We start from the raw sequence: 17,683 nt of genomic DNA on the forward strand, positions 1-17,683 counted from the left end.
GCCCGGTTACATTCCGAACCCGGAAGCTAAGCCTTACAGCGCCGATGGTACTGCAGGGGGGACCCTGTGGGAGAGTAGGACACCGCCGAACAAATTTTGGGAAAGGCCCACGCCATATGGTGTGGGCCTTTCTGCGTTTACGGCTGCTTTTGCGGCTGCGTCTAAGCTCGGTGGTATGCGCTACGACCTGGTTATCTTCGACAACGACGGCGTCCTCGTCGACAGCGAGCCCATCTCCAACCGGCTCCTGGCCGCCTATCTCACCGAGCTGGGGCACCCCACCTCCTACGAGGACTCCATACGGGACTACATGGGATCCGCGATGCACCGCGTCCATGACCTCGTCCAGGAGCGCACCGGGCAGCGGCTGCCCGACGACTTCGATGACGTCTTCCATGCGCGGGTGTTCGCCGCCTTCGAGGCGGAGTTGAAGCCCGTCGCCGGGGTCGCGGAGGTGCTTGAGCGGCTGGCGGCCGACGGGGTGCCGTACTGCGTGGCGTCGTCCGGGAGTCATGAGCGGATTCGGGTGGGGCATCGGACGACCGGGCTCGACCGGTGGTTCGACGCGTCACGGATCTTCAGTTCGCAGGACGTGGGGAGGGGGAAGCCGGCGCCGGACCTCTTCCTGTACGCGGCCGAGCGGATGGGGGTCGCTCCGGGGCGTTGTGCCGTCGTCGAGGACAGTCCGCTGGGTGTGCAGGCCGCCGTCGCGGCCGGTATGGACGTGTACGGGTTCACGGCGATGACACCGGCCGACCGGCTGCGGGGGGCCACGCAACTCTTCTCCGATCCGGGGCAGTTGGCTGACCTGCTGGAATGACCGAGGGCAGCACGGCGGGGCTGACAATTGTCATGCCGAGCTACGGACGATCGTTTCTACTGGGGGACCCCGCCCGGACGCGAAGCTAAGGGCATGACGAAGACGACGAACGCCGGGGCCCGGAACAGCGACCAGGACAAGCATCAGCCCAGCGTGCTGGAGAACTTCAAGCCGCTGATCGTGGACGTGGCGGTTCCTCTCGGGTCGTACTACCTCTTCAAGGGCGCCTTCGGGATGAGCACCTTCGCGGCGCTCGCCTGGAGCAGTGTGGTGCCGGCACTGCGGACGGTGTGGAGCCTGGTCAAGGAGCGTCGGGGCAACGCGTTCGCGGGGCTCATCCTGCTGGTGAACCTGGTCTCGCTGGCGCTGAGCTTCGTCTCCGGCGACCCGCGGCTGATGCTCGCCAAGGACAGCGGGGTCAGCAGCGCGATCGGGATCGCGATCCTGGCGTCGGTGGTGATGGGCCGGCCGATGATGACCGAGGGGCTCAAGCCGTTCGTGCTGAAGGGTGACGCGGCCAGGGCGGCGGCCTTCGATCGGCTGCGGTCCGGGTCCGCCGCGTTCCGGCGGTCGGAGCGGGTCTACTCTCTCGTGTGGGGTGTGCTGCTGCTCGCCGAGTGCGTGGTGCGGATCGTGGGGGCGTACACCCTGCCGGTGGACACCATGGTGTGGCTCGGCACGGTCATCCTGGTCGGCGCGATCGGGATCGGGATGGTGGTCAGCGGCGGGCTCGCCGCCGAGCCGATGGCCCGGATGATCTCCGCCGAGGTGAAGGCCGCGGAGGAGGCGGAGGACGGCGTGAAGCGTGAGGTGGCTGTCGCCGCCTGACACCGCCGGACTGACCCGCCGAAGGTAAAGCTGAAGGAAATTCATCTTTGGCTGGATCTACCCACGAGTACGCCGGGGCCCTACGCTCGCCGCCATGACAGATGTGCTGCGGCGCGGTAGGGCCTCGTTGGCGTTCAGCTTCTTCACACAGGGCGCCACTTTTGCGCTGCTCGTGACGCGCATTCCCGCCATCCAGGACCGGTACGGCGTCTCCGACGCGCTGCTGCCGGTCTTTCTCGCCGCCGTGCCGATCCTGGCCGGCGTCGGCAGTGTGACCACCGAACAGCTGGTGAAGCGCATACGGCCGAGCCTGCTGCTGCGCTGGTCCCAGCCCGTGGTGATGCTGGCGCTGCTCGGGGTCGGGGCCGGCAGCCAGGTGGCCGAGCTGGCGATCGCGCTGGCCGCGTTCGGCCTGGCGGTCGGGGCGTTGGACGCCTCGATGAACATGCTCGGGGTGAGCCTGCAGCGGACGTACGGACGCAGCATCATGCTCAGCTTCCATGCGGTCTACAGCCTCGGTGGGATTCTGGGGGCCTCGCTGGCCTGGGTGGGGGCGCACTGGCATCTCGCGCTGTGGGTGTCGTACCTGCCGGTCGTCGCGGTGCTGCTGCCGGCCACGCTGGTGGGGAGCCGGTGGTATGTGGACGGCAAGCCGGCGCCGGTGGAGGACGCGGCGGACGGGGCGCGTGCGAGTGCGGGCGGTGGTGTCGTCTTCAAGCTGCTGCTGCCGCTGTGTCTGGTGATGACCTTCGCCTACATCGGGGACTCGACCGTCTCCAACTGGAGTGCGAAGTATCTGAAGGACGTGCTGGGGAGCAGTGAGCAGCTGGCCACCGTGCCGTACAACGTGTACATGGTGACCACGCTGGTCGGGCGGGCCATCGGGGACTTCGGGGTACGGCGGTTCGGGGCCGTGGCGGTCGTGCGGCTGGGGGCGCTGGTGGCGGCGGTCGGGTTCGCGGTGGTGGCGGGGGCGTCCGGGGCGTGGGTGGGGATGGCCGGGTTCACTCTGCTGGGGCTGGGGTTGTGCGTGCTGGTGCCACAGACCTTCGCGGCGGCCGGGCGGTTGTTCCCGGGGGATTCGGATGCGGCCATCGCCCGGCTGAACATCTTCAACTACGTCGGGTTCCTGATCGGTTCGCCGTTGGTGGGCGCGCTGGGCGACGCCTGGAGCTATCGCGGGGCGATGCTGGTGCCGATGGTGTTGGTGCTGGTGACGTTGGTGTACGCCCGTTCGTTCGCGACTCAACCGGACCGATACGGTGGCGGGCATGAGCGGCCGCGCACAGCTGATGTGGGACGAGGCAGTAACGGGCTATGACTTCGGTCCGGGCCATCCGATGGATCCGGTCCGGCTGGCGTTGACCCGGAGACTGGTCGACGCGTTCGGGCTCGACCGGGTGGTGGACGTCGTCGCGGCGAAGCCGGCCGGGGAGTCGACGCTTCGGCTGGTGCACCGGGAGGACTATGTCGAGGCGGTGAAGGCGGCCTCGGCCGATCCCGCGGCGGCTGATCAGTCGTACGGGCTGGGGACTCTGGACGATCCCGCGTTCGCCGGGATGCACGAGGTGTCCGCGTTGATCGCCGGGCAGTCGGTGGGGGCGGCGGAGGCGGTGTGGCGGGGGGACGCCGATCACGCCGTGAACTTCGCGGGTGGGCTGCACCACGCGATGCCGGGGGCGGCCTCCGGGTTCTGTATCTACAACGACGCCTCGCTCGCCATCGCCCGGTTGCTGGAGCTCGGGGCCGAGCGGGTCGCCTATGTCGACGTCGACGTGCATCACGGGGACGGGGTGCAGGCCGCGTTCTGGGAGGATCCGCGGGTTCTGACGGTCTCGCTGCATGAGCATCCTCGGACGTTGTTCCCGGGGACCGGCTGGCCGACGGAGGTCGGGGCCGGGGCGGGAGAGGGCGCCGCGGTGAACGTGGCGCTGCCGGCGGGGACCGGGGACGCGGGGTGGTTGCGGGCGTTCCACGCGGTCGTACCGGAGCTGGTCGCCGACTTCCGGCCGCAGGTGCTGGTGACCCAGCACGGCGCCGATACGCATTTCGAGGATCCGTTGGCGCATCTCGCCGTTTCGCTGGATGCGCAGCGGGCCGTGCAGGTCGCCTGCCATGAGCTGGCGCACGAGTACGCCGGGGGCAAGTGGGTCGCGTTGGGGGGCGGGGGGTACGAGGTGGTGGATGTCGTGCCCCGGTCGTGGACGCACCTGGTGGCGATCGCCGCGGGGCGGGAGATCGCGCCTGAAGCGCTGGTTCCCGAGGAGTGGCGGCAGGAAGTGTTCGCCCGGACCCGGCAGTTGGGACCCGGGCGGATGACGGACGGGCGGTGGCCGGTGGGGTGGGCGGAGTGGGAAGCGGGCTACGACCCCGCTGACCGCCTGGACCAGGCGGTGCTGGCCACTCGGCGGGCTGTGTTTCCGCTGCGGGGGTTGTTGGCGTAGGGGCTGGTTGATCGTTACGCCAACCGTGGGGTGTTCCTCTGGTTCTGGGGTTTTTGGGCGGCTGGTTCCGTCACCATCTCTGGCGTGTCGAGTGGTGGTGGGCTTCGGGACTATCTGGTGACCGTCGGGCTGGCGGGGGTGGTGACTTCCTCCCGGGAGCGGAGTCTTCGGCGTTATCGGCGGTTCGCGGATCGGGATCCTCGGGTGTTGATCGGGATTGATCCGCAAGGGGGGTGGAGTGAGCGGGATTTGGTTCGGTTGATGGCGGGCAAGTGTGGGGTTTCGGACGATCCGCGGTGTGTTTCAGGGCATGATGTGATCGATCCGGAGCTGACCGTCGCCGCGCTGGATTCCTTCGCGGAGCGGGTGGGGGACGTCGCCCGGCGGCGGGCGCCCGTGTTGTTCGGGACCGGGCATCCGCATCGGCTGATCGGCTTCTACGCCGGTCTCGCGGACGCGTTGTCGGCGGCGGGGTGTGAGGTTCTCACCCCCGCGCAGGGTCGCTGTGTCGACATAACGACCCGGTTCGGTCTACGTACGTGCAACCTCGATTACGTACAAGGTGTCGGGTTGGTGCGGGAATCGGGAGGTGAACGCCCCGGTTGTGCGCCGGGTACGCACACGCACTCGCCGCTGCCGGTTCGGGTGGCGCTGGATGCGGCGGCGGGTGCCGGCGGGCCGTTGCCCGAGCTGGTGGTGGGAGACCACGGGTGGGTCTGCGGTGCTGGTCAGCTCGGGTTTGAGGCCATTGGGCTGGCGGATACGGATGACCCTGCGCTCTTCGTGGGCGAGGCCGAGGGGGTCGTGTCCGTCGCCGTTCCGGTTGATGACGGCGTGCGGTCCGATTACTACACGCCGCTTACCCGCTACGTACTCAATCGAGCGTGTCTGTCACAGTAGGCCGCCGATGGGTGCACCTCTTCCCCACTCGCATCACCCGCCCCTACATTGGGGAGTGAGCACGCAACGACGAAGAGTCACCGGAAGGGGAAGCCGGTGGCCCGTCGAGTGCGGAAGGTTCAGGTGTGTCATGGCAGCTGGCGAGAGGCCTCTCAACGAGGTTGTGTTCCTTACCGTGGCGGAGGTCGCCGCGGTGATGCGAGTGTCGAAGATGACCGTGTACCGGCTGGTGCACAGCGGTCATCTGCCCGCGATCCGGGTGGGGCGGTCCTTCCGCGTCCCCGAGCAAGCGGTACACGAGTACCTTCGCGAGAGCTATGTGGGGGTGGAGACCGCCTGACGACGGTTTCGGGATACCCGGAGCACCTCGATTACGACCTCAGCGCTCGGGCGGGTAGGCTAGCCCCTCGTAGGTCGTATGGGCCCATGGCGCCCAGCACCGAGTGATGAGAAGTGAGCGAGGGTAGTCGTGGGCTCTGTTATCAAGAAGCGGCGCAAGCGGATGGCCAAGAAGAAGCACCGCAAGCTGCTTAAGCGCACGCGCGTTCAGCGCCGTAACAAGAAGTAATTACGGCGTCGAGCCGCGAGAGCTTGTGTATGGCCCCCACCAGTACGGTGAGGGGCCATACGCATTTTCCGGCCGCGACGGCTCGCCCTGGCCTGCTGGGGGTCATGCCAGCGCAACATCAACCCGCTAAGTTGGCCCGCATACGGGAACTACGGGTACTACGGGAACACGGAAGAAGGGCGCTGATCTTGGGGAAGGTCGTGCTTGTGACCGGAGTGGCCCGTCAACTTGGGGGCCGGTTCGTACGACGGATCCAGCGTGACCCCGATGTCGACCGGGTCGTCGCCGTGGACGCGGTGCGGCCGGAGCATCATCTGGGCGGGGCCGACTTCATCCAGACCGACATCCGCCAGCCGACCGTCGCCCGCATCCTCGCCGAGACCGGCGCCGACACCGTCGTGCACATGGACGTGACCGGTACGCCGCTCGGCAGCGGGAGCCGGGCCACCGTCAAAGAGACCAACGTCATCGGGACCATGCAGCTGCTCGGCGCCTGCCAGAAGTCGCCGGTCGTCAAGCGGCTGGTGATCAAGTCCAGTACGAACGTGTACGGCTCCGCGCCGAAGGATCCCGCCGTCTTCACGGAGACGACCCCGCCGAAATCGCTGCCCAGTGGCGGGTTCGCCAAGGACACGGTGGAGGTGGAGGGGTACGTGCGGGGGTTCGCGAGAAGGCGGCCGGACGTGGCCGTGTGTGTCCTGCGGTTCGCCAACATTCTCGGGCCGACCGCCGATACTCCGCTCGCCTCCTATTTCTCCCTCCCCGTGCTGCCCACCGTCTTCGGGTACGACCCCCGGCTCCAGTTCGTGCACGAGGACGATGTGATCGACGTCCTGCGGATCGCCTCGCACGAGCCGGCGCGGGGGACCCTGAACAGCGGCACGTTCAACATCGCCGGCGACGGTGTGCTGTTGCTCTCGCAGTGTTCGCGACGGCTGGGGCGGCCCACCGTGCCCTTGCTGCTGCCGGCGGTCACCTGGGCCGGGTCCCTGGTGCGGACGCTCGGCATGAGCGACTTCTCGCCCGAGCAGATCCGACTGCTGACGCACGGCCGGGTGGTCGCCACCGACCAGATGCGCGAGACGCTGGGATTCCAGCCGAAGTACACGACGGCGGAGACGTTCGCGGACTTCGTGCGCGCCCAGGCCAGGGGGCTGCTGCCGCCGCAGACGGTGGCCGCCGCCGTCGACCGGATCGCCGCCCTGCCCGTCCTGAGCGGCGGGAAGACACCGACGCAGAGCGCCAACTGAGGAGCGCAACACGATGGCGGACGCCAAGGTCATTCCGTTCGACGACGACCGGTCCCGCGGGGCTGCCGTGCAGCGGCCGGCCCGGCGCCGGGCGCCGGGGAACCGGCGCAAGGGCGGCGGCGAGCAGGCGGTGGTGCGCGAGTCCGGGGTGGTGCGTGAGGTCCAGCCTCTCGCCGGGCGGATCCCCGCGCAGGAAGATGTTCATGTGACCCGGGAGAGCCCTGAGACGGGCGTGGAGGAGCCGCACGACGATGCCGGCCTGGAGCAGCGCGTCGCACGCGGTCTCGCGTTCCTGCGCCGGCGGCTGACCGGGGACTACGAGGTCGACGACTTCGGGTACGACGAGGAGCTGACCGACCAGGTCCTGATGTCCATGCTGCGGCCGGTGTACGAGAAGTACTTCCGCGTCGAGGTGAAGGGCATGGAGAACATCCCGGCCGAGGGCGGTGCGCTGATCGTCGCCAACCACTCCGGGACGCTGCCGATGGACGGGCTGATGATGCAGGTCGCCGTGCACGACCATCACCCGGCGAATCGTCACCTCAGGCTGCTGGCGGCCGACCTGGTCTTCGTGCTGCCGGTGGTGAACGAACTGGCGCGCAAGCTCGGGCACACGCTCGCGTGCGCGGAGGACGCCGAGCGGCTGCTGGGGCAGGGCGAACTGGTCGGGGTGATGCCGGAGGGGTTCAAGGGCATCGGGAAGCCGTTCAGCGAGCGGTACAAGCTCCAGCGGTTCGGGCGGGGCGGGTTCGTGTCGACCGCGCTGCGGCAGGGGGCGCCGATCATTCCCTGCTCGATCGTGGGGGCAGAGGAGATCTACCCGATGCTCGGCAACGCGAAGACGCTGGCCCGGGTGCTGGGGATCCCGTACTTCCCGCTGACGCCGACGTTTCCCTGGCTCGGGCCGCTCGGGGCGGTGCCGCTGCCGACGAAGTGGACGATTCAGTTCGGGGAGCCGATCCGTACGGACGGCTATCCGCCGGAGGCGGCCGAGGATCCGATGCTGATGTTCAACCTGACGGATCAGGTGCGGGAGCAGATCCAGCACACGCTGTACAAGTTGCTTGTGCAGCGGCGGTCGGTGTTTTTCTGAGTGCGATGCGTTGAGTGTCGCCTGCGGGGCCGGTGGGGGCTGGTCGCGCCCACGCGGCGGAGCCGCATATCGGATACAGCCCCGCGCCCCTAAAGGCGCGCGCTGAGGGCGCCCCTCGTGTGGAGAGGCGCCCTCGGAAACCCGCTAGTTCGACGCGTCCTCGCTGTCGATGCCCAGGCCCGGTAGGAGGCCGGGGAGGAGCGGGGGCAGGGTGACGTCCGGTTCGCTGGTCGGGCTCTTTGACGGGGACGCGCTGCTGCCGCCCGAACTCCCGGTCTTCGGGGGGTCCAGGAGGCCGCCCGTGGTGCCGCCGATCAGGCTGTCGTCGGCGCTGCCGGACGCCGTGCCGCTGGGGCTGCCGGTGCCGGACTCGTGGCCCGAGGCGGAGCTGCCCGAGGACGACGGGGCCGTCGACCGGTGGCTGCCGGAGGTGCCGGTGGACGCCGTGCCGGAGCCCTGCCTGCCGGTACCGCCGCCGGTCTCCTGGGGCGGCTGGGGAAGCAGGGACTGCAGCGGGGCGACCTCTTCGTCTATGGCGTCGAAGACCGACGACACCTGCTGGCTGACGTCCCCGAGCTGGACCGGGAGCTTGTCGCGCAGCACGCCCCAGGCCTCGCGGTGGGACTGGGCGAACGCGGACAGGGCCTGGATGGGGCCCAGCGAGTTCGGATCGCGCTCGTAGGCCTCGTGCAGCAGCCGGTGGCCCTCGGTGACGTCGTGCTGCATCCCGGACAGGGTGCGGCGGATCTCGCCGATGGACTCGTGGTCGAGATGGCCGCCGCGATCACGGTCCATCAGCCGGCGGGCCTCCATCAGCCTGGTCGAGGCCTGGTCGAGGTAGGTCTGACCGCGCTGGTCGTCGCCGTCGGCCAGATAGTTGAGCTTGAAGTCCTCGATGCCGCGTTTGAGGCCGTACAGCGAGTCGCCGGGCAGGGCGCCGGAGCTGGCGGCGGCGACTCCGCCGAAGGCTCCGGCGGCCACGCCGACGCTCAGGCCACCCGCGGCCAGGCCCTTGGTGAGCCGGGAACGCGGTCGCAGTTTGCCCAGCGGGCTGGCCCGGTGTGCGCCCTTGGCCCGATGGGAGCGCTGCTCGGGAAGCGACGCGTCCGCCGCCCCGCCCAGGGTGCCCTCCGCCAGCATGGCCTCCATCGCGGCCACCAGCTGGGCCCGGTGGACGACCTTGACCTCCGGGTCGAGCACCGGCTTGGGCAGTGCGCCGAGCCCTGTCGCCAGGGCCAACAGCTCGCCCGGCTCGGTCCGTTCGGCCCGGTCCGGCGCGGCCGGCGGATCGCCCGCCGGCCCCTCGGACCGCTCGGCCGCCGGGTCCCGGTCGGGCTGCTCCTCCAGGGCCTGGGCGAAGGCGTTCGCCCGCCGGTGCGCCGATACGTTCGCGATCACTGGCGGCACCTCCTCTCGTCATGACGGTCGACTCCCCAGGGGGTCCTGAGGGTTGCACGCCCTCGACCAATTCACACGATCGTGTGATCAGGGTCTTGCTGGACGTGACCACAGGGAGCCTGTATCCCGCACAACGAGCGGCTCGGCACTTGGGTTACGGACGACCGGTGATCGGCTGAGAAAGGCAACAGGCTTTCACCGAACGTGAGTTGGGTGTCGCCGAGCGTGCCCGGCTCAGCGTGCGTCGTCCGGGAGGAGCCGGGCGAGAGTGCGCACGGCCCGGTACTGGAGGGTCTTGATGGCGCCCTCGTTCTTGCCCATCACGCGGGCGGTCTCGGCGACCGAGAGGCCCTGGAGGAAGCGGAGCGTCACGCACTCCTGCTGCTGGGGGTTGAGTCGTCGTACGGCGTCCAGGAGCGCCGCGTTCGAGAGGGACTCCAGGACGGAGTCCTCCGGGGAGCGCTCGACCTCGTTGGCGTCGAGCATCTCACCGGTGGTGACCTCCAGCCGGAAACGGCTCGACTTGAAATGGTCGGCGACCAGGTTGCGGGCGATGGTGACCAGCCAGGCGCCGAAGTCGCGGCCCTGCCAGGTGAAGGTGCCGATCCTTCGCAGGGCGCGCAGGAACGTCTCACTGGTGAGGTCCTCGGCGGTCGCCTTGCCGCCGACGCGGTAGTAGATGTAGCGGTACACGGTGTCGCTGTACTGGTCGTAGAGGCGGCCGAAGGCGTCGGACTCGCCGGCCTGGGCACGCTCCACGAGGTCCATCATCCGGGCGCTGTCGCTGTCCGCGGCCGGGCGACGGGCGGTGGTCGCGGCGGTGCCGGTGGCACGGCCGCGTCTGCCGACGGCCGCGCTGCCGTCGGCCAGTGCGTAGCACGGGCCGATCGGTGCGGCGTTGGCGAAGGCGGGGACGGCGTACGCGGTCGGGACAAGGCCGCGCAGCGTCTCTTTGACCGTTGCGACAGTTGCGCGCAGCGTAGCCAGGCCCGAGGCGTCAACCCCGACGTGTGGGTACACGGGACTCCCAGAGGCAGAGCTTCCATCACGTGCAGTACGGAACCTTTCACCCGTCGTAGCGACGGAGGGGTACCGGTTTGCGTCTGAGGAGAATAACGCTTCGTGCAGGCACTGCTACACCGAGTTGCTCAAATCACCGATTGCGTCGCTTCTGTAACCGTTTTGGGGTGGTTCAAGTGCCGCAGGGTGATCGGTTGTTGATCAGAAAGATGCGTGTTGAGGCGGAGTCGAGGGCGTGTTGGGATGGCGGCGCGATAATTCGGGCGCGCGAGGTTTGGGGCGCGAGGTTCGGGGCGCCGGGGTGTTCGGGTGCGGGTGGGTGGGGGCGGGGGGTTTCGCTTACCGGCGCTTGCAGGGTGCCGCCTGCGCCCACCCGTGCCGCCCTGGGGGCACCTCCCAGGCCCTTAAGGCACTGGGGGAGGCACGACTGCCCGCAGGCTGGGGTGGCTGGTAGGCGGGCCCGTGGTTATGGAGACGCGGCTGGGGAGCGCCCCGTCAGGGGCGCGGGGAACTGCGCGGTCGGCCCCCACGCACCCGCGGACGGGACTCGGCCCGCAGTCCTACGGCGTGGTTCCGCCAGGCGTCGCGCTACCGGCGCCGTCGGCTCAGCGCGATCGCGGCCGCCGTGCCACCGGCCACCGCTCCTACCCCGGCCGCCGCCGGGATGCCCACCTTCGCCGCCTTGCGCCCCGTGCGGTAGTCGCGCAGGCGCCAGTCCATCTCCCGCGCGTGCTTGCGCAGCTTCGTGTCCGGGTTGATGGCGTACGGGTGGCCGACCAGGGACAGCATCGGGATGTCGTTGTGGGAGTCGCTGTAGGCGGCGCAGCGGGAGAGGTCCAGGCCCTCGGCGGCGGCCAGGGCGCGTACCGCCTCGGCCTTCGCCGGACCGTGCAGGGGCTCGCCGACCAGCTTGCCCGTGTAGATGCCGTTGACCGACTCGGCGACCGTGCCGAGTGCTCCCGTCAGGCCCAGGCGGCGGGCGATCACGCCGGCGATCTCCACCGGCGCCGCTGTGACGAGCCACACCTTCTGGCCCGCGTCCAGGTGGGCCTGGGCGAGGGCGCGGGTGCCGGGCCAGATGCGCTCGGCCATGTACTCGTCGTAGATCTCCTCGCCGATGGTCTGGAGTTCGGCGACCCGGTGGCCCTTGACGATGGAGAGGGCGGAGTCCCGCGCGTCCTGGATGTGCTGCGGGTCCTCGACGCCGGCCAGCCGGAACCACGCCTGCTGCCAGGCGAACTTCGCCAGGTCGCGGGTCTCGAAGAACTTCCGCTTGTACAGGCCCCGGCCGAAGTGGAAGATCGCGGCGCCCTGCATGACCGTGTTGTCGAGGTCGAAGAACGCGGCGGCCTTGGTGTCGCCGAGCACCGGGAAGTCCGGTTCTCCGGCGTCCTTGGCCAGGGCGCCGTCGGCCGGGGCCGACGCGTCCGCGGCCAGGGCTTCCTGGCTCTTGCGCGCGGCCTCCGCCGAGGCCTCGCCTGCCAACACGCTCCGCGCCGTGGCGGAGCGCCTACGGGGAGTGAGCCATCCGAGAGCGGCCATGTCGTGAGCATAGCCAGTTTGTTCGGTGGTCCCGGAGTCGCGGGAGTTGGATGGGTGTGAACTCTCCGCGACCGGTCCGTTAAACAACGTGTCGAACAGGGCGCGGCAGGGCGGGAGAATGGACCGCATGAGTCCTCTCTTCGGCCGCAAGGCGCCTGCGTCTCGTGCGCGTTTGGTCACTCTGATCCGTAAGCCGGGTTGTCATTTGTGCGATGACGCACAGGTCGTGGTCGAGAAGGTGTGCGGCGAGCTGGGGGTGGACTGGGAAGGGAAGGACATCACCCAGGATTCGCAACTGCACGATCTGTACTGGGAGCAGATTCCGGTCGTACTCGTCGACGGTGAACAGCACACCTTCTGGCGTGTGAACGAAGAGCGCCTCCGCAAGGCACTGACTGACTAGTCCAAACGGGCCGGAAAGTCGCTTAGGATCGACGGCGGCTTGGTCTCGGGGGCGGGATTCGTGAGGAGTGTGTACTGTTTTGCCCCCATCCGAGATGGAGCGCGAGCGCATGTGCGCCGGTCCCCCGCGACCGCGCCGGGGGTGCGTGACCCCGGTCACGTTGGCCGGGCAAATCGGACACCATCTTTGTGCACGCGTTCACAAAGACATAGCCTGCTGTCGACGGGGCGGTCTGGGAACGTGTGACCGTCCGCAGCCCCGCTCTACCCGCAGGAGCACCGTGGCAACTGGCCGAACTCACCGACCGGCGACCCGCAGCCGAGGGATCCCCGAGGCCACCGTCGCCAGGCTTCCGCTCTACCTCCGGGCGCTGACCGCACTGTCGGAGCGCTCGGTCCCCACGGTCTCCTCCGAGGAACTGGCGGCCGCCGCGGGGGTCAACTCCGCGAAGCTGCGCAAGGACTTCTCCTACCTGGGCTCGTACGGAACGCGCGGTGTCGGCTACGACGTCGAGTACCTCGTCTACCAGATCTCCCGTGAGCTGGGCCTGACCCAGGACTGGCCGGTCGTGATCGTCGGTATCGGTAACCTCGGCGCCGCTCTCGCCAACTACGGCGGCTTCGCCTCCCGCGGCTTCCGGGTCGCGGCCCTGATCGACGCCGACCCGGCGATGGCCGGAAAGCCGGTCGCGGGCATTCCGGTGCAGCACACGGACGACCTGGAGAAGATCATCACCGACAACGGTGTGTCGATCGGGGTCATCGCCACGCCCGCCGGTGCCGCCCAGCAGGTCTGTGACCGGCTCGTGGCCGCCGGAGTGACCTCCATCCTGAACTTCGCGCCCACCGTGCTGACCGTCCCGGACGGCGTCGACGTGCGCAAGGTCGACCTCTCCATCGAGCTGCAGATCCTCGCCTTCCACGAGCAGCGCAAGGCCGGCGAGGAGCACGAGAACACGGTTGCGCCCGTCGCCGCCCACCAGGAGTCCACCGAGCAGGGACCCGACGGGGACGTACCCGCCGTGATGCCGGCATGAGTGTCCTCGTCGTCGGGCTGAGCCACCGCAGCGCCCCGGTCAGCGTCCTGGAACGGGCCGCGCTCGCCACGGACGCCCAGGTCAAGCTGGTCCAGGACACGGTCGCCGCCGAACCGGCCGGCGAGGCCGCGGTGCTCGCCACCTGCAACCGCATCGAGCTCTACGCCGACGTGGACAAGTTCCACGCCGGAGTCGCCGAGCTGTCCACGCTGCTCGCCCAGCACAGCGGGGTCGGCCTCGACGAGCTCACCCCTTATCTCTACGTGCACTACGAGGACCGGGCCGTCCACCATCTGTTCTCGGTGGCCTGCGGGCTGGACTCGATGGTCGTGGGCGAGGGGCAGATCCTCGGGCAGATCAAGGACTCGCTCGCCCAGGCGCAGGAGCTGCACAGCGCCGGCCGGCTGATGAACGACCTGTTCCAGCAGGGGCTGAGAGTCGGCAAACGCGCCCACTCCGAGACCGGGATCGACCGGGCCGGACAGTCCGTGGTCACCTTCGGCCTGGAACAGCTCGCCGCCGGTACCGACGTCGAGGTCTGGGCCAAGGGCAAGAAGGCGCTGGTCATCGGCGCCGGCTCGATGTCCTCGCTGGCCGCCGCGACACTGGCCCGGGCGGGCGTCGCGGAGATCGTCGTGGCGAACCGGACGTACGACCGCGCCGAGCGCCTCGCTCAGATCCTGAACGACAGCGACGACACGGACGTGGTGGCCCGCGCGGTACCGATGGACTCGGTGCCGGTCGAGCTGACACGTGCCGACGTCGCCGTCTCCTGCACCGGGGCCACCGGGCTGGTGCTGACGGCCGAGGCGGTGGCCGCGGCGGTCGAGGGGCGGACCGGTGAGCCGGTCGCCGAGATCGAGGACGACCGTCCGGCGCAGGGCGCCCCGAAGCCGGCCGCCGCCGGCCTCGGCGCCGACGAGAACTGCCCGCTCGACCTCACGGCCGAGCAGAGCGGTTTCTCCGTGATGGGCGAGGCCGCCGTCGCCGGGATGGCCGCCGCCGAGCTGGAGCAGCACGCGGCGTGGGTGGACAACGGCACCGTCGACATCCGGGAGGCCGGGCGCCGTACGCCCGAGGCCGAGGCGGAGCTGATCGGCGCGCTCGCCGCGGCCTCCGCCCGGGTGGGGCGCATCCCCGAGCTGCGCAGGCCCGAGCCGGTCGCCGGTTTCGCCCGGCCCGCCCCCGCGCTCTTCCTCCTCGACCTCGCCATGCCCCGCGACATCGACGCGGCCGCGCACCGGCTGGCCGGGGTGCGGCTGGTGGACATCGAGTCGCTGGCGGAGGCGTCCGCGGACGCCCCCATGGCGGCCGACGTGGACCAGGTACGACGGATCGTCGCCGACGAGGTGGCCGCCTTCGGGGCGGCGCAGCGGGCCGCGCACATCACGCCGACCGTGGTCGCCCTGCGCACCATGGCCGCCGACGTGGTGGCCGGTGAGATCGCGCGGCTCGACGGGCGCCTGCCCGACCTGGACGAACGGCAGCGCGGGGAGATCCGGCAGGCCGTGCACCGGGTCGTCGACAAGCTCCTGCACGCGCCGACGGTACGGGTCAAGCAGCTGGCGGCGGAGCCCGGCGGCGCCGGGTACGCGGACGCGCTGCGGACCCTGTTCGACCTCGACCCCGAGACGGTGGCTGCCGTCTCCCGGGCCGTGGACAGCACAGACAAGAAGGACCGACCGGAATGAGTGACAACCCACTGCGATTGGGGACCAGGCGATCCAGACTCGCCCTGGCCCAGTCCGGGCGAGTGGCGGAAGCCGTGAGCCAGGTGACCGGACGGCCCGTCGAGCTCGTCGAGATCACCACTTACGGCGACACCTCCCGCGAGCACCTCGCACAGATCGGCGGCACGGGTGTCTTCGTGACCGCCCTGCGGGACGCGCTGCTGCGCGGCGAGGTCGACTTCGCGGTTCACTCGCTCAAGGACCTCCCGACCACGCAGCCCGAGGACCTGGTCCTGGCCGCCGTACCGGTACGCGAGGACCCGCGTGACGTGATCGTCGCCCGGGACGCGCTGAAGTTCACCGACCTGCCGCGCGGTGCGCGCATCGGCACCGGTTCGCCGCGCCGGATGGCGCAGCTGAACGCGTACGCACGCACCCACGGGCTGGACGTCGAGACCGTCCCGGTCCGCGGGAACGTCGACACGCGGATCGGATACGTACACGACGGCGAGCTCGATGCCGTGGTGCTGGCCGCGGCGGGACTCAGCCGCATCGGCCGCATCGACGAGGTGACCGACTTCCTGTCGGTCGACACGGTTCTGCCCGCCCCCGGCCAGGGGGCACTGGCGGTCGAATGCGCCGCGGACAACGCGTCGCTGATCGCCGCGCTCGGGGAACTCGACGACCCGTTCACGCGGGCCGCCGTGACCGCCGAGCGATCACTGCTCGCCGCCCTGGAGGCCGGCTGCTCCGCCCCTGTGGGCGCGCTTGCCGACCTGCTGGCCGACGGGCAGATTGTCAAGGAAATGCGCCTGCGTGGCGTCGTCGGCACGACCGACGGCACACGGATGGTGCAGTTGTCCACCACCGGTCCCGTGCCCGAGACAAACGACCAGGCGACGGCGCTCGGTCGCGAACTCGCTACCGAGATGCTTGCCCAGGGCGCGGCCGGTCTGATGGGGGAGCGAGCACAGTGAGCCCCACCAACCTTCCCGCCGGCCTTGAACACGGGCACGTCACCTTCCTGGGTGCCGGACCCGGGGATCCGGGGCTGCTGACCTTGCGTGCCGTGGAGGCACTGTCCAGCGCGGACGTCCTGGTCGCCGAGCACGACGTGCTCGACGTGATCAGGGCCCACGCCAGGCAGGGCGTCTCCGTCGTACCCATGAATCCGGGTTCCTCGTCGGACCCGTATCAGGGCACAGGCACGCCTCAACTGACGGTTGTTGACGGAGCGTCAACAACCGCTGCGCTCCCGCCCGCGCGGGATGCCGCTCATCTTGTCATGGAGGCCGCACGAGGCGGCAGGCGGGTCGTCCGTGCGGTGTCCGGGGACCCGGGACTTGATACGTACGCGACCGAGGAAATGCTCGCCTGCGCCGCCGCCGGTGTGCCCTTCGAGGTCGTGCCCGGTGTCGCCACGGCGGTCGGCGTACCCGCGTACGCCGGTGTGCCGCTGCGGGACGCCCAGGGCGCGGACGTCCGCTTCGTGGACGCCCGTACGGCCTCCGACCGGTGCTGGGCCGAGGTCGGTGCCTCGGACGGCACGGTCGTGGTGTCGGCGACCCTCGACTCGGTGGCCGCGGCCGCCGGGGAACTGGTCGCCGCCGGCCGCAAGCCGGACACCCCGATGACGGTCACGGTCGCCGGTACCACCACCCGGCAGCGGACCTGGAGCGCCACCCTCGGCACCGTCGCCCAGACCCTGAAGCAGGCGAAGGTGCTGCCCTCCCCGGAGGGCGGCCGGCAGGTGATAGCCGTGGTCGGTGAGCGGTCGTCCGCCGCGCAGCGCGACCAGTTGTCGTGGTTCGAGTCCAAGCCGCTGTTCGGCTGGAAGGTACTCGTGCCGCGGACGAAGGAGCAGGCTGCGACCCTCTCCGACCAGCTGCGGTCGTACGGCGCCGTGCCGCACGAAGTGCCGACGATCGCCGTCGAGCCGCCGCGCACGCCCCAGCAGATGGAGCGCGCGGTCAAGGGCCTGGTCACCGGACGGTACGAGTGGATCGCCTTCACCTCGGTCAACGCGGTCAAGGCCGTACGGGAGAAGTTCGAGGAGTACGGGCTCGACGCGCGTGCCTTCGCGGGCATCAAGGTCGCGGCGGTCGGCGAACAGACCGCGAAGGCGCTGGTCGCCTTCGGCGTGAAGCCGGACCTGGTACCGAGCGGTGAGCAGTCGGCCGCCGGACTCCTTGAGGACTGGCCGCCCTACGACCCGGTCTTCGACCCGATCGACCGGGTGTTCCTGCCGCGCGCCGACATCGCCACGGAGACGCTGGTCGCCGGGCTGATCGAGCTGGGCTGGGAGGTGGACGACGTCACGGCCTACCGGACCGTGCGGGCGTCGCCGCCGCCGGCCGACACCCGGGAGGCGATCAAGGGCGGCGGCTTCGACGCGGTGCTCTTCACGTCGTCGTCGACCGTGCGGAACCTCGTGGGTATCGCCGGGAAGCCGCACAACGTGACGGTCATCGCGTGCATCGGTCCGGCCACGGCCAAGACGGCCGAGGAGCACGGGCTGAGGGTGGACGTGATGGCTCCGGAGCCGTCGGCCGGGAAGCTGGCGGAGGCGCTGGCGGAGTTCGGGCTGCGGAGGCGTGCGAGTGCGCTGGAGGCCGGGGATCCGGTGACGCGGCCGAGTGAGCGGCGGCCGGGGGCTCGGCGGCGGCGCAGCACTACGTGAGGTGAGCCGCGGGGGGTCTGGGGGCTGCGCC

17 protein-coding genes and 1 rRNA gene are annotated in these 17,683 nt (G+C 70.1%); 15 read left to right on the forward strand and 3 right to left on the reverse strand.

Going from position 1 to position 17,683, the window contains the following annotated elements:
- The 10 genes from rrf to ACFWXC_RS41685 all read left to right on the forward strand — a co-directional run.
- Positions 1-91 (forward strand): 5S ribosomal RNA (gene rrf, locus ACFWXC_RS41640); the annotation flags it as partial.
- An 84-nt stretch (positions 92-175) separates the two neighbouring features.
- Complete coding sequence (locus ACFWXC_RS41645; protein ID WP_384487453.1) at positions 176-820, forward strand: HAD family hydrolase; 645 nt, start codon at positions 176-178, stop codon at positions 818-820.
- A gap of 93 nt (positions 821-913) precedes the next feature.
- Entirely contained in the window at positions 914-1,648 is a 735-nt protein-coding gene (locus tag ACFWXC_RS41650; RefSeq protein WP_384487455.1) for a VC0807 family protein, read from the forward strand.
- Positions 1,649-1,742: 94 nt separating this feature from the next.
- On the forward strand, positions 1,743-2,969 hold the full coding sequence (locus ACFWXC_RS41655) for an MFS transporter (protein WP_384487457.1): 1,227 nt from the start codon (positions 1,743-1,745) through the stop codon (positions 2,967-2,969).
- Complete coding sequence (locus ACFWXC_RS41660) at positions 2,920-4,092, forward strand: acetoin utilization protein AcuC (protein WP_384487459.1); 1,173 nt, start codon at positions 2,920-2,922, stop codon at positions 4,090-4,092. The genes ACFWXC_RS41655 and ACFWXC_RS41660 overlap by 50 nt, the downstream gene beginning before the upstream one ends.
- Before the next feature lie 84 nt (positions 4,093-4,176).
- Positions 4,177-4,992 carry a phosphatase gene (locus ACFWXC_RS41665; protein ID WP_384487557.1) on the forward strand — a complete coding sequence of 272 codons (816 nt, stop codon included), beginning with the start codon at positions 4,177-4,179 and terminating at the stop codon, positions 4,990-4,992.
- Between the two features lie 130 nt (positions 4,993-5,122).
- Complete coding sequence (locus tag ACFWXC_RS41670; protein WP_067299677.1) at positions 5,123-5,332, forward strand: helix-turn-helix domain-containing protein; 210 nt, start codon at positions 5,123-5,125, stop codon at positions 5,330-5,332.
- Between the two features lie 129 nt (positions 5,333-5,461).
- Positions 5,462-5,560 carry a 30S ribosomal protein bS22 gene (locus ACFWXC_RS41675; protein ID WP_003948845.1) on the forward strand — a complete coding sequence of 33 codons (99 nt, stop codon included), beginning with the start codon at positions 5,462-5,464 and terminating at the stop codon, positions 5,558-5,560.
- Between the two features lie 188 nt (positions 5,561-5,748).
- On the forward strand, positions 5,749-6,810 hold the full coding sequence (locus tag ACFWXC_RS41680; RefSeq protein ID WP_384487461.1) for an NAD-dependent epimerase/dehydratase family protein: 1,062 nt from the start codon (positions 5,749-5,751) through the stop codon (positions 6,808-6,810).
- Positions 6,811-6,823: 13 nt separating this feature from the next.
- Positions 6,824-7,903: a lysophospholipid acyltransferase family protein gene (locus tag ACFWXC_RS41685; protein ID WP_384487463.1), complete on the forward strand. Its 1,080-nt coding sequence runs from the start codon at positions 6,824-6,826 to the stop codon at positions 7,901-7,903.
- A 144-nt stretch (positions 7,904-8,047) separates the two neighbouring features.
- Here ACFWXC_RS41685 and ACFWXC_RS41690 read toward each other — a convergent pair whose 3' ends face one another.
- The 3 genes from ACFWXC_RS41690 to ACFWXC_RS41700 all read right to left on the reverse strand — a co-directional run bounded on the left by ACFWXC_RS41690 (position 8,048) and on the right by ACFWXC_RS41700 (position 11,863).
- The gene (locus tag ACFWXC_RS41690; RefSeq protein ID WP_384487465.1) at positions 8,048-9,301 is read right to left on the reverse strand and encodes a DUF5667 domain-containing protein; all 1,254 of its coding nucleotides are present in this window, start codon (positions 9,299-9,301) and stop codon (positions 8,048-8,050) included.
- 234 nt (positions 9,302-9,535) lie between these two features.
- Positions 9,536-10,321 carry an ECF subfamily RNA polymerase sigma factor, BldN family gene (locus ACFWXC_RS41695; protein ID WP_384487467.1) on the reverse strand — a complete coding sequence of 262 codons (786 nt, stop codon included), beginning with the start codon at positions 10,319-10,321 and terminating at the stop codon, positions 9,536-9,538.
- Positions 10,322-10,909: 588 nt separating this feature from the next.
- Positions 10,910-11,863: an HAD family hydrolase gene (locus ACFWXC_RS41700; protein ID WP_384487469.1), complete on the reverse strand. Its 954-nt coding sequence runs from the start codon at positions 11,861-11,863 to the stop codon at positions 10,910-10,912.
- 127 nt (positions 11,864-11,990) lie between these two features.
- On the opposite strand from ACFWXC_RS41700, the gene ACFWXC_RS41705 reads away from it, so the two are divergent.
- From ACFWXC_RS41705 to ACFWXC_RS41725, 5 genes are all read left to right on the forward strand, one after another.
- Positions 11,991-12,266, forward strand: a complete 276-nt coding sequence (locus ACFWXC_RS41705; RefSeq protein WP_382535733.1) for a glutaredoxin family protein — start codon at positions 11,991-11,993, stop codon at positions 12,264-12,266.
- Between the two features lie 280 nt (positions 12,267-12,546).
- A complete protein-coding gene (locus ACFWXC_RS41710) occupies positions 12,547-13,302 on the forward strand; it encodes a redox-sensing transcriptional repressor Rex (RefSeq protein WP_384487471.1) in 756 nt (251 codons plus the stop codon).
- Positions 13,299-14,993, forward strand: coding sequence for a glutamyl-tRNA reductase (locus ACFWXC_RS41715; RefSeq protein ID WP_384487473.1), 1,695 nt, complete (start codon positions 13,299-13,301; stop codon positions 14,991-14,993). The genes ACFWXC_RS41710 and ACFWXC_RS41715 overlap by 4 nt, the downstream gene beginning before the upstream one ends.
- Positions 14,990-15,949 (forward strand): hydroxymethylbilane synthase, encoded by a 960-nt coding sequence (gene hemC, locus ACFWXC_RS41720; RefSeq protein ID WP_384487475.1) that lies wholly within the window; start codon positions 14,990-14,992, stop codon positions 15,947-15,949. The genes ACFWXC_RS41715 and hemC overlap by 4 nt, the downstream gene beginning before the upstream one ends.
- Positions 15,946-17,652, forward strand: a complete 1,707-nt coding sequence (locus ACFWXC_RS41725; RefSeq protein WP_384487477.1) for a uroporphyrinogen-III synthase — start codon at positions 15,946-15,948, stop codon at positions 17,650-17,652. The genes hemC and ACFWXC_RS41725 overlap by 4 nt, the downstream gene beginning before the upstream one ends.
- Positions 17,653-17,683 lie beyond the last annotated feature (31 nt).

Origin of the sequence: Streptomyces sp. NPDC058683, assembly GCF_042716195.1 — a bacterium.
Lineage (GTDB): Bacteria > Actinomycetota > Actinomycetes > Streptomycetales > Streptomycetaceae > Streptomyces.

Coding starts and splice junctions, on each gene's coding strand:
- ACFWXC_RS41705 (WP_382535733.1), top strand. CDS start 11,991: ATGAGTCCTCTCTTCGGCCGCAAGGCGCCTGCGTCTCGTGCGCGTTTG.
- ACFWXC_RS41655 (WP_384487457.1), top strand. CDS start 1,743: ATGACAGATGTGCTGCGGCGCGGTAGGGCCTCGTTGGCGTTCAGCTTC.
- ACFWXC_RS41685 (WP_384487463.1), top strand. CDS start 6,824: ATGGCGGACGCCAAGGTCATTCCGTTCGACGACGACCGGTCCCGCGGG.
- ACFWXC_RS41670 (WP_067299677.1), top strand. CDS start 5,123: ATGGCAGCTGGCGAGAGGCCTCTCAACGAGGTTGTGTTCCTTACCGTG.
- ACFWXC_RS41645 (WP_384487453.1), top strand. CDS start 176: ATGCGCTACGACCTGGTTATCTTCGACAACGACGGCGTCCTCGTCGAC.
- ACFWXC_RS41650 (WP_384487455.1), top strand. CDS start 914: ATGACGAAGACGACGAACGCCGGGGCCCGGAACAGCGACCAGGACAAG.
- ACFWXC_RS41715 (WP_384487473.1), top strand. CDS start 13,299: ATGAGTGTCCTCGTCGTCGGGCTGAGCCACCGCAGCGCCCCGGTCAGC.
- ACFWXC_RS41660 (WP_384487459.1), top strand. CDS start 2,920: ATGAGCGGCCGCGCACAGCTGATGTGGGACGAGGCAGTAACGGGCTAT.
- hemC (WP_384487475.1), top strand. CDS start 14,990: ATGAGTGACAACCCACTGCGATTGGGGACCAGGCGATCCAGACTCGCC.
- ACFWXC_RS41700 (WP_384487469.1), bottom strand. CDS start 11,863: ATGGCCGCTCTCGGATGGCTCACTCCCCGTAGGCGCTCCGCCACGGCG.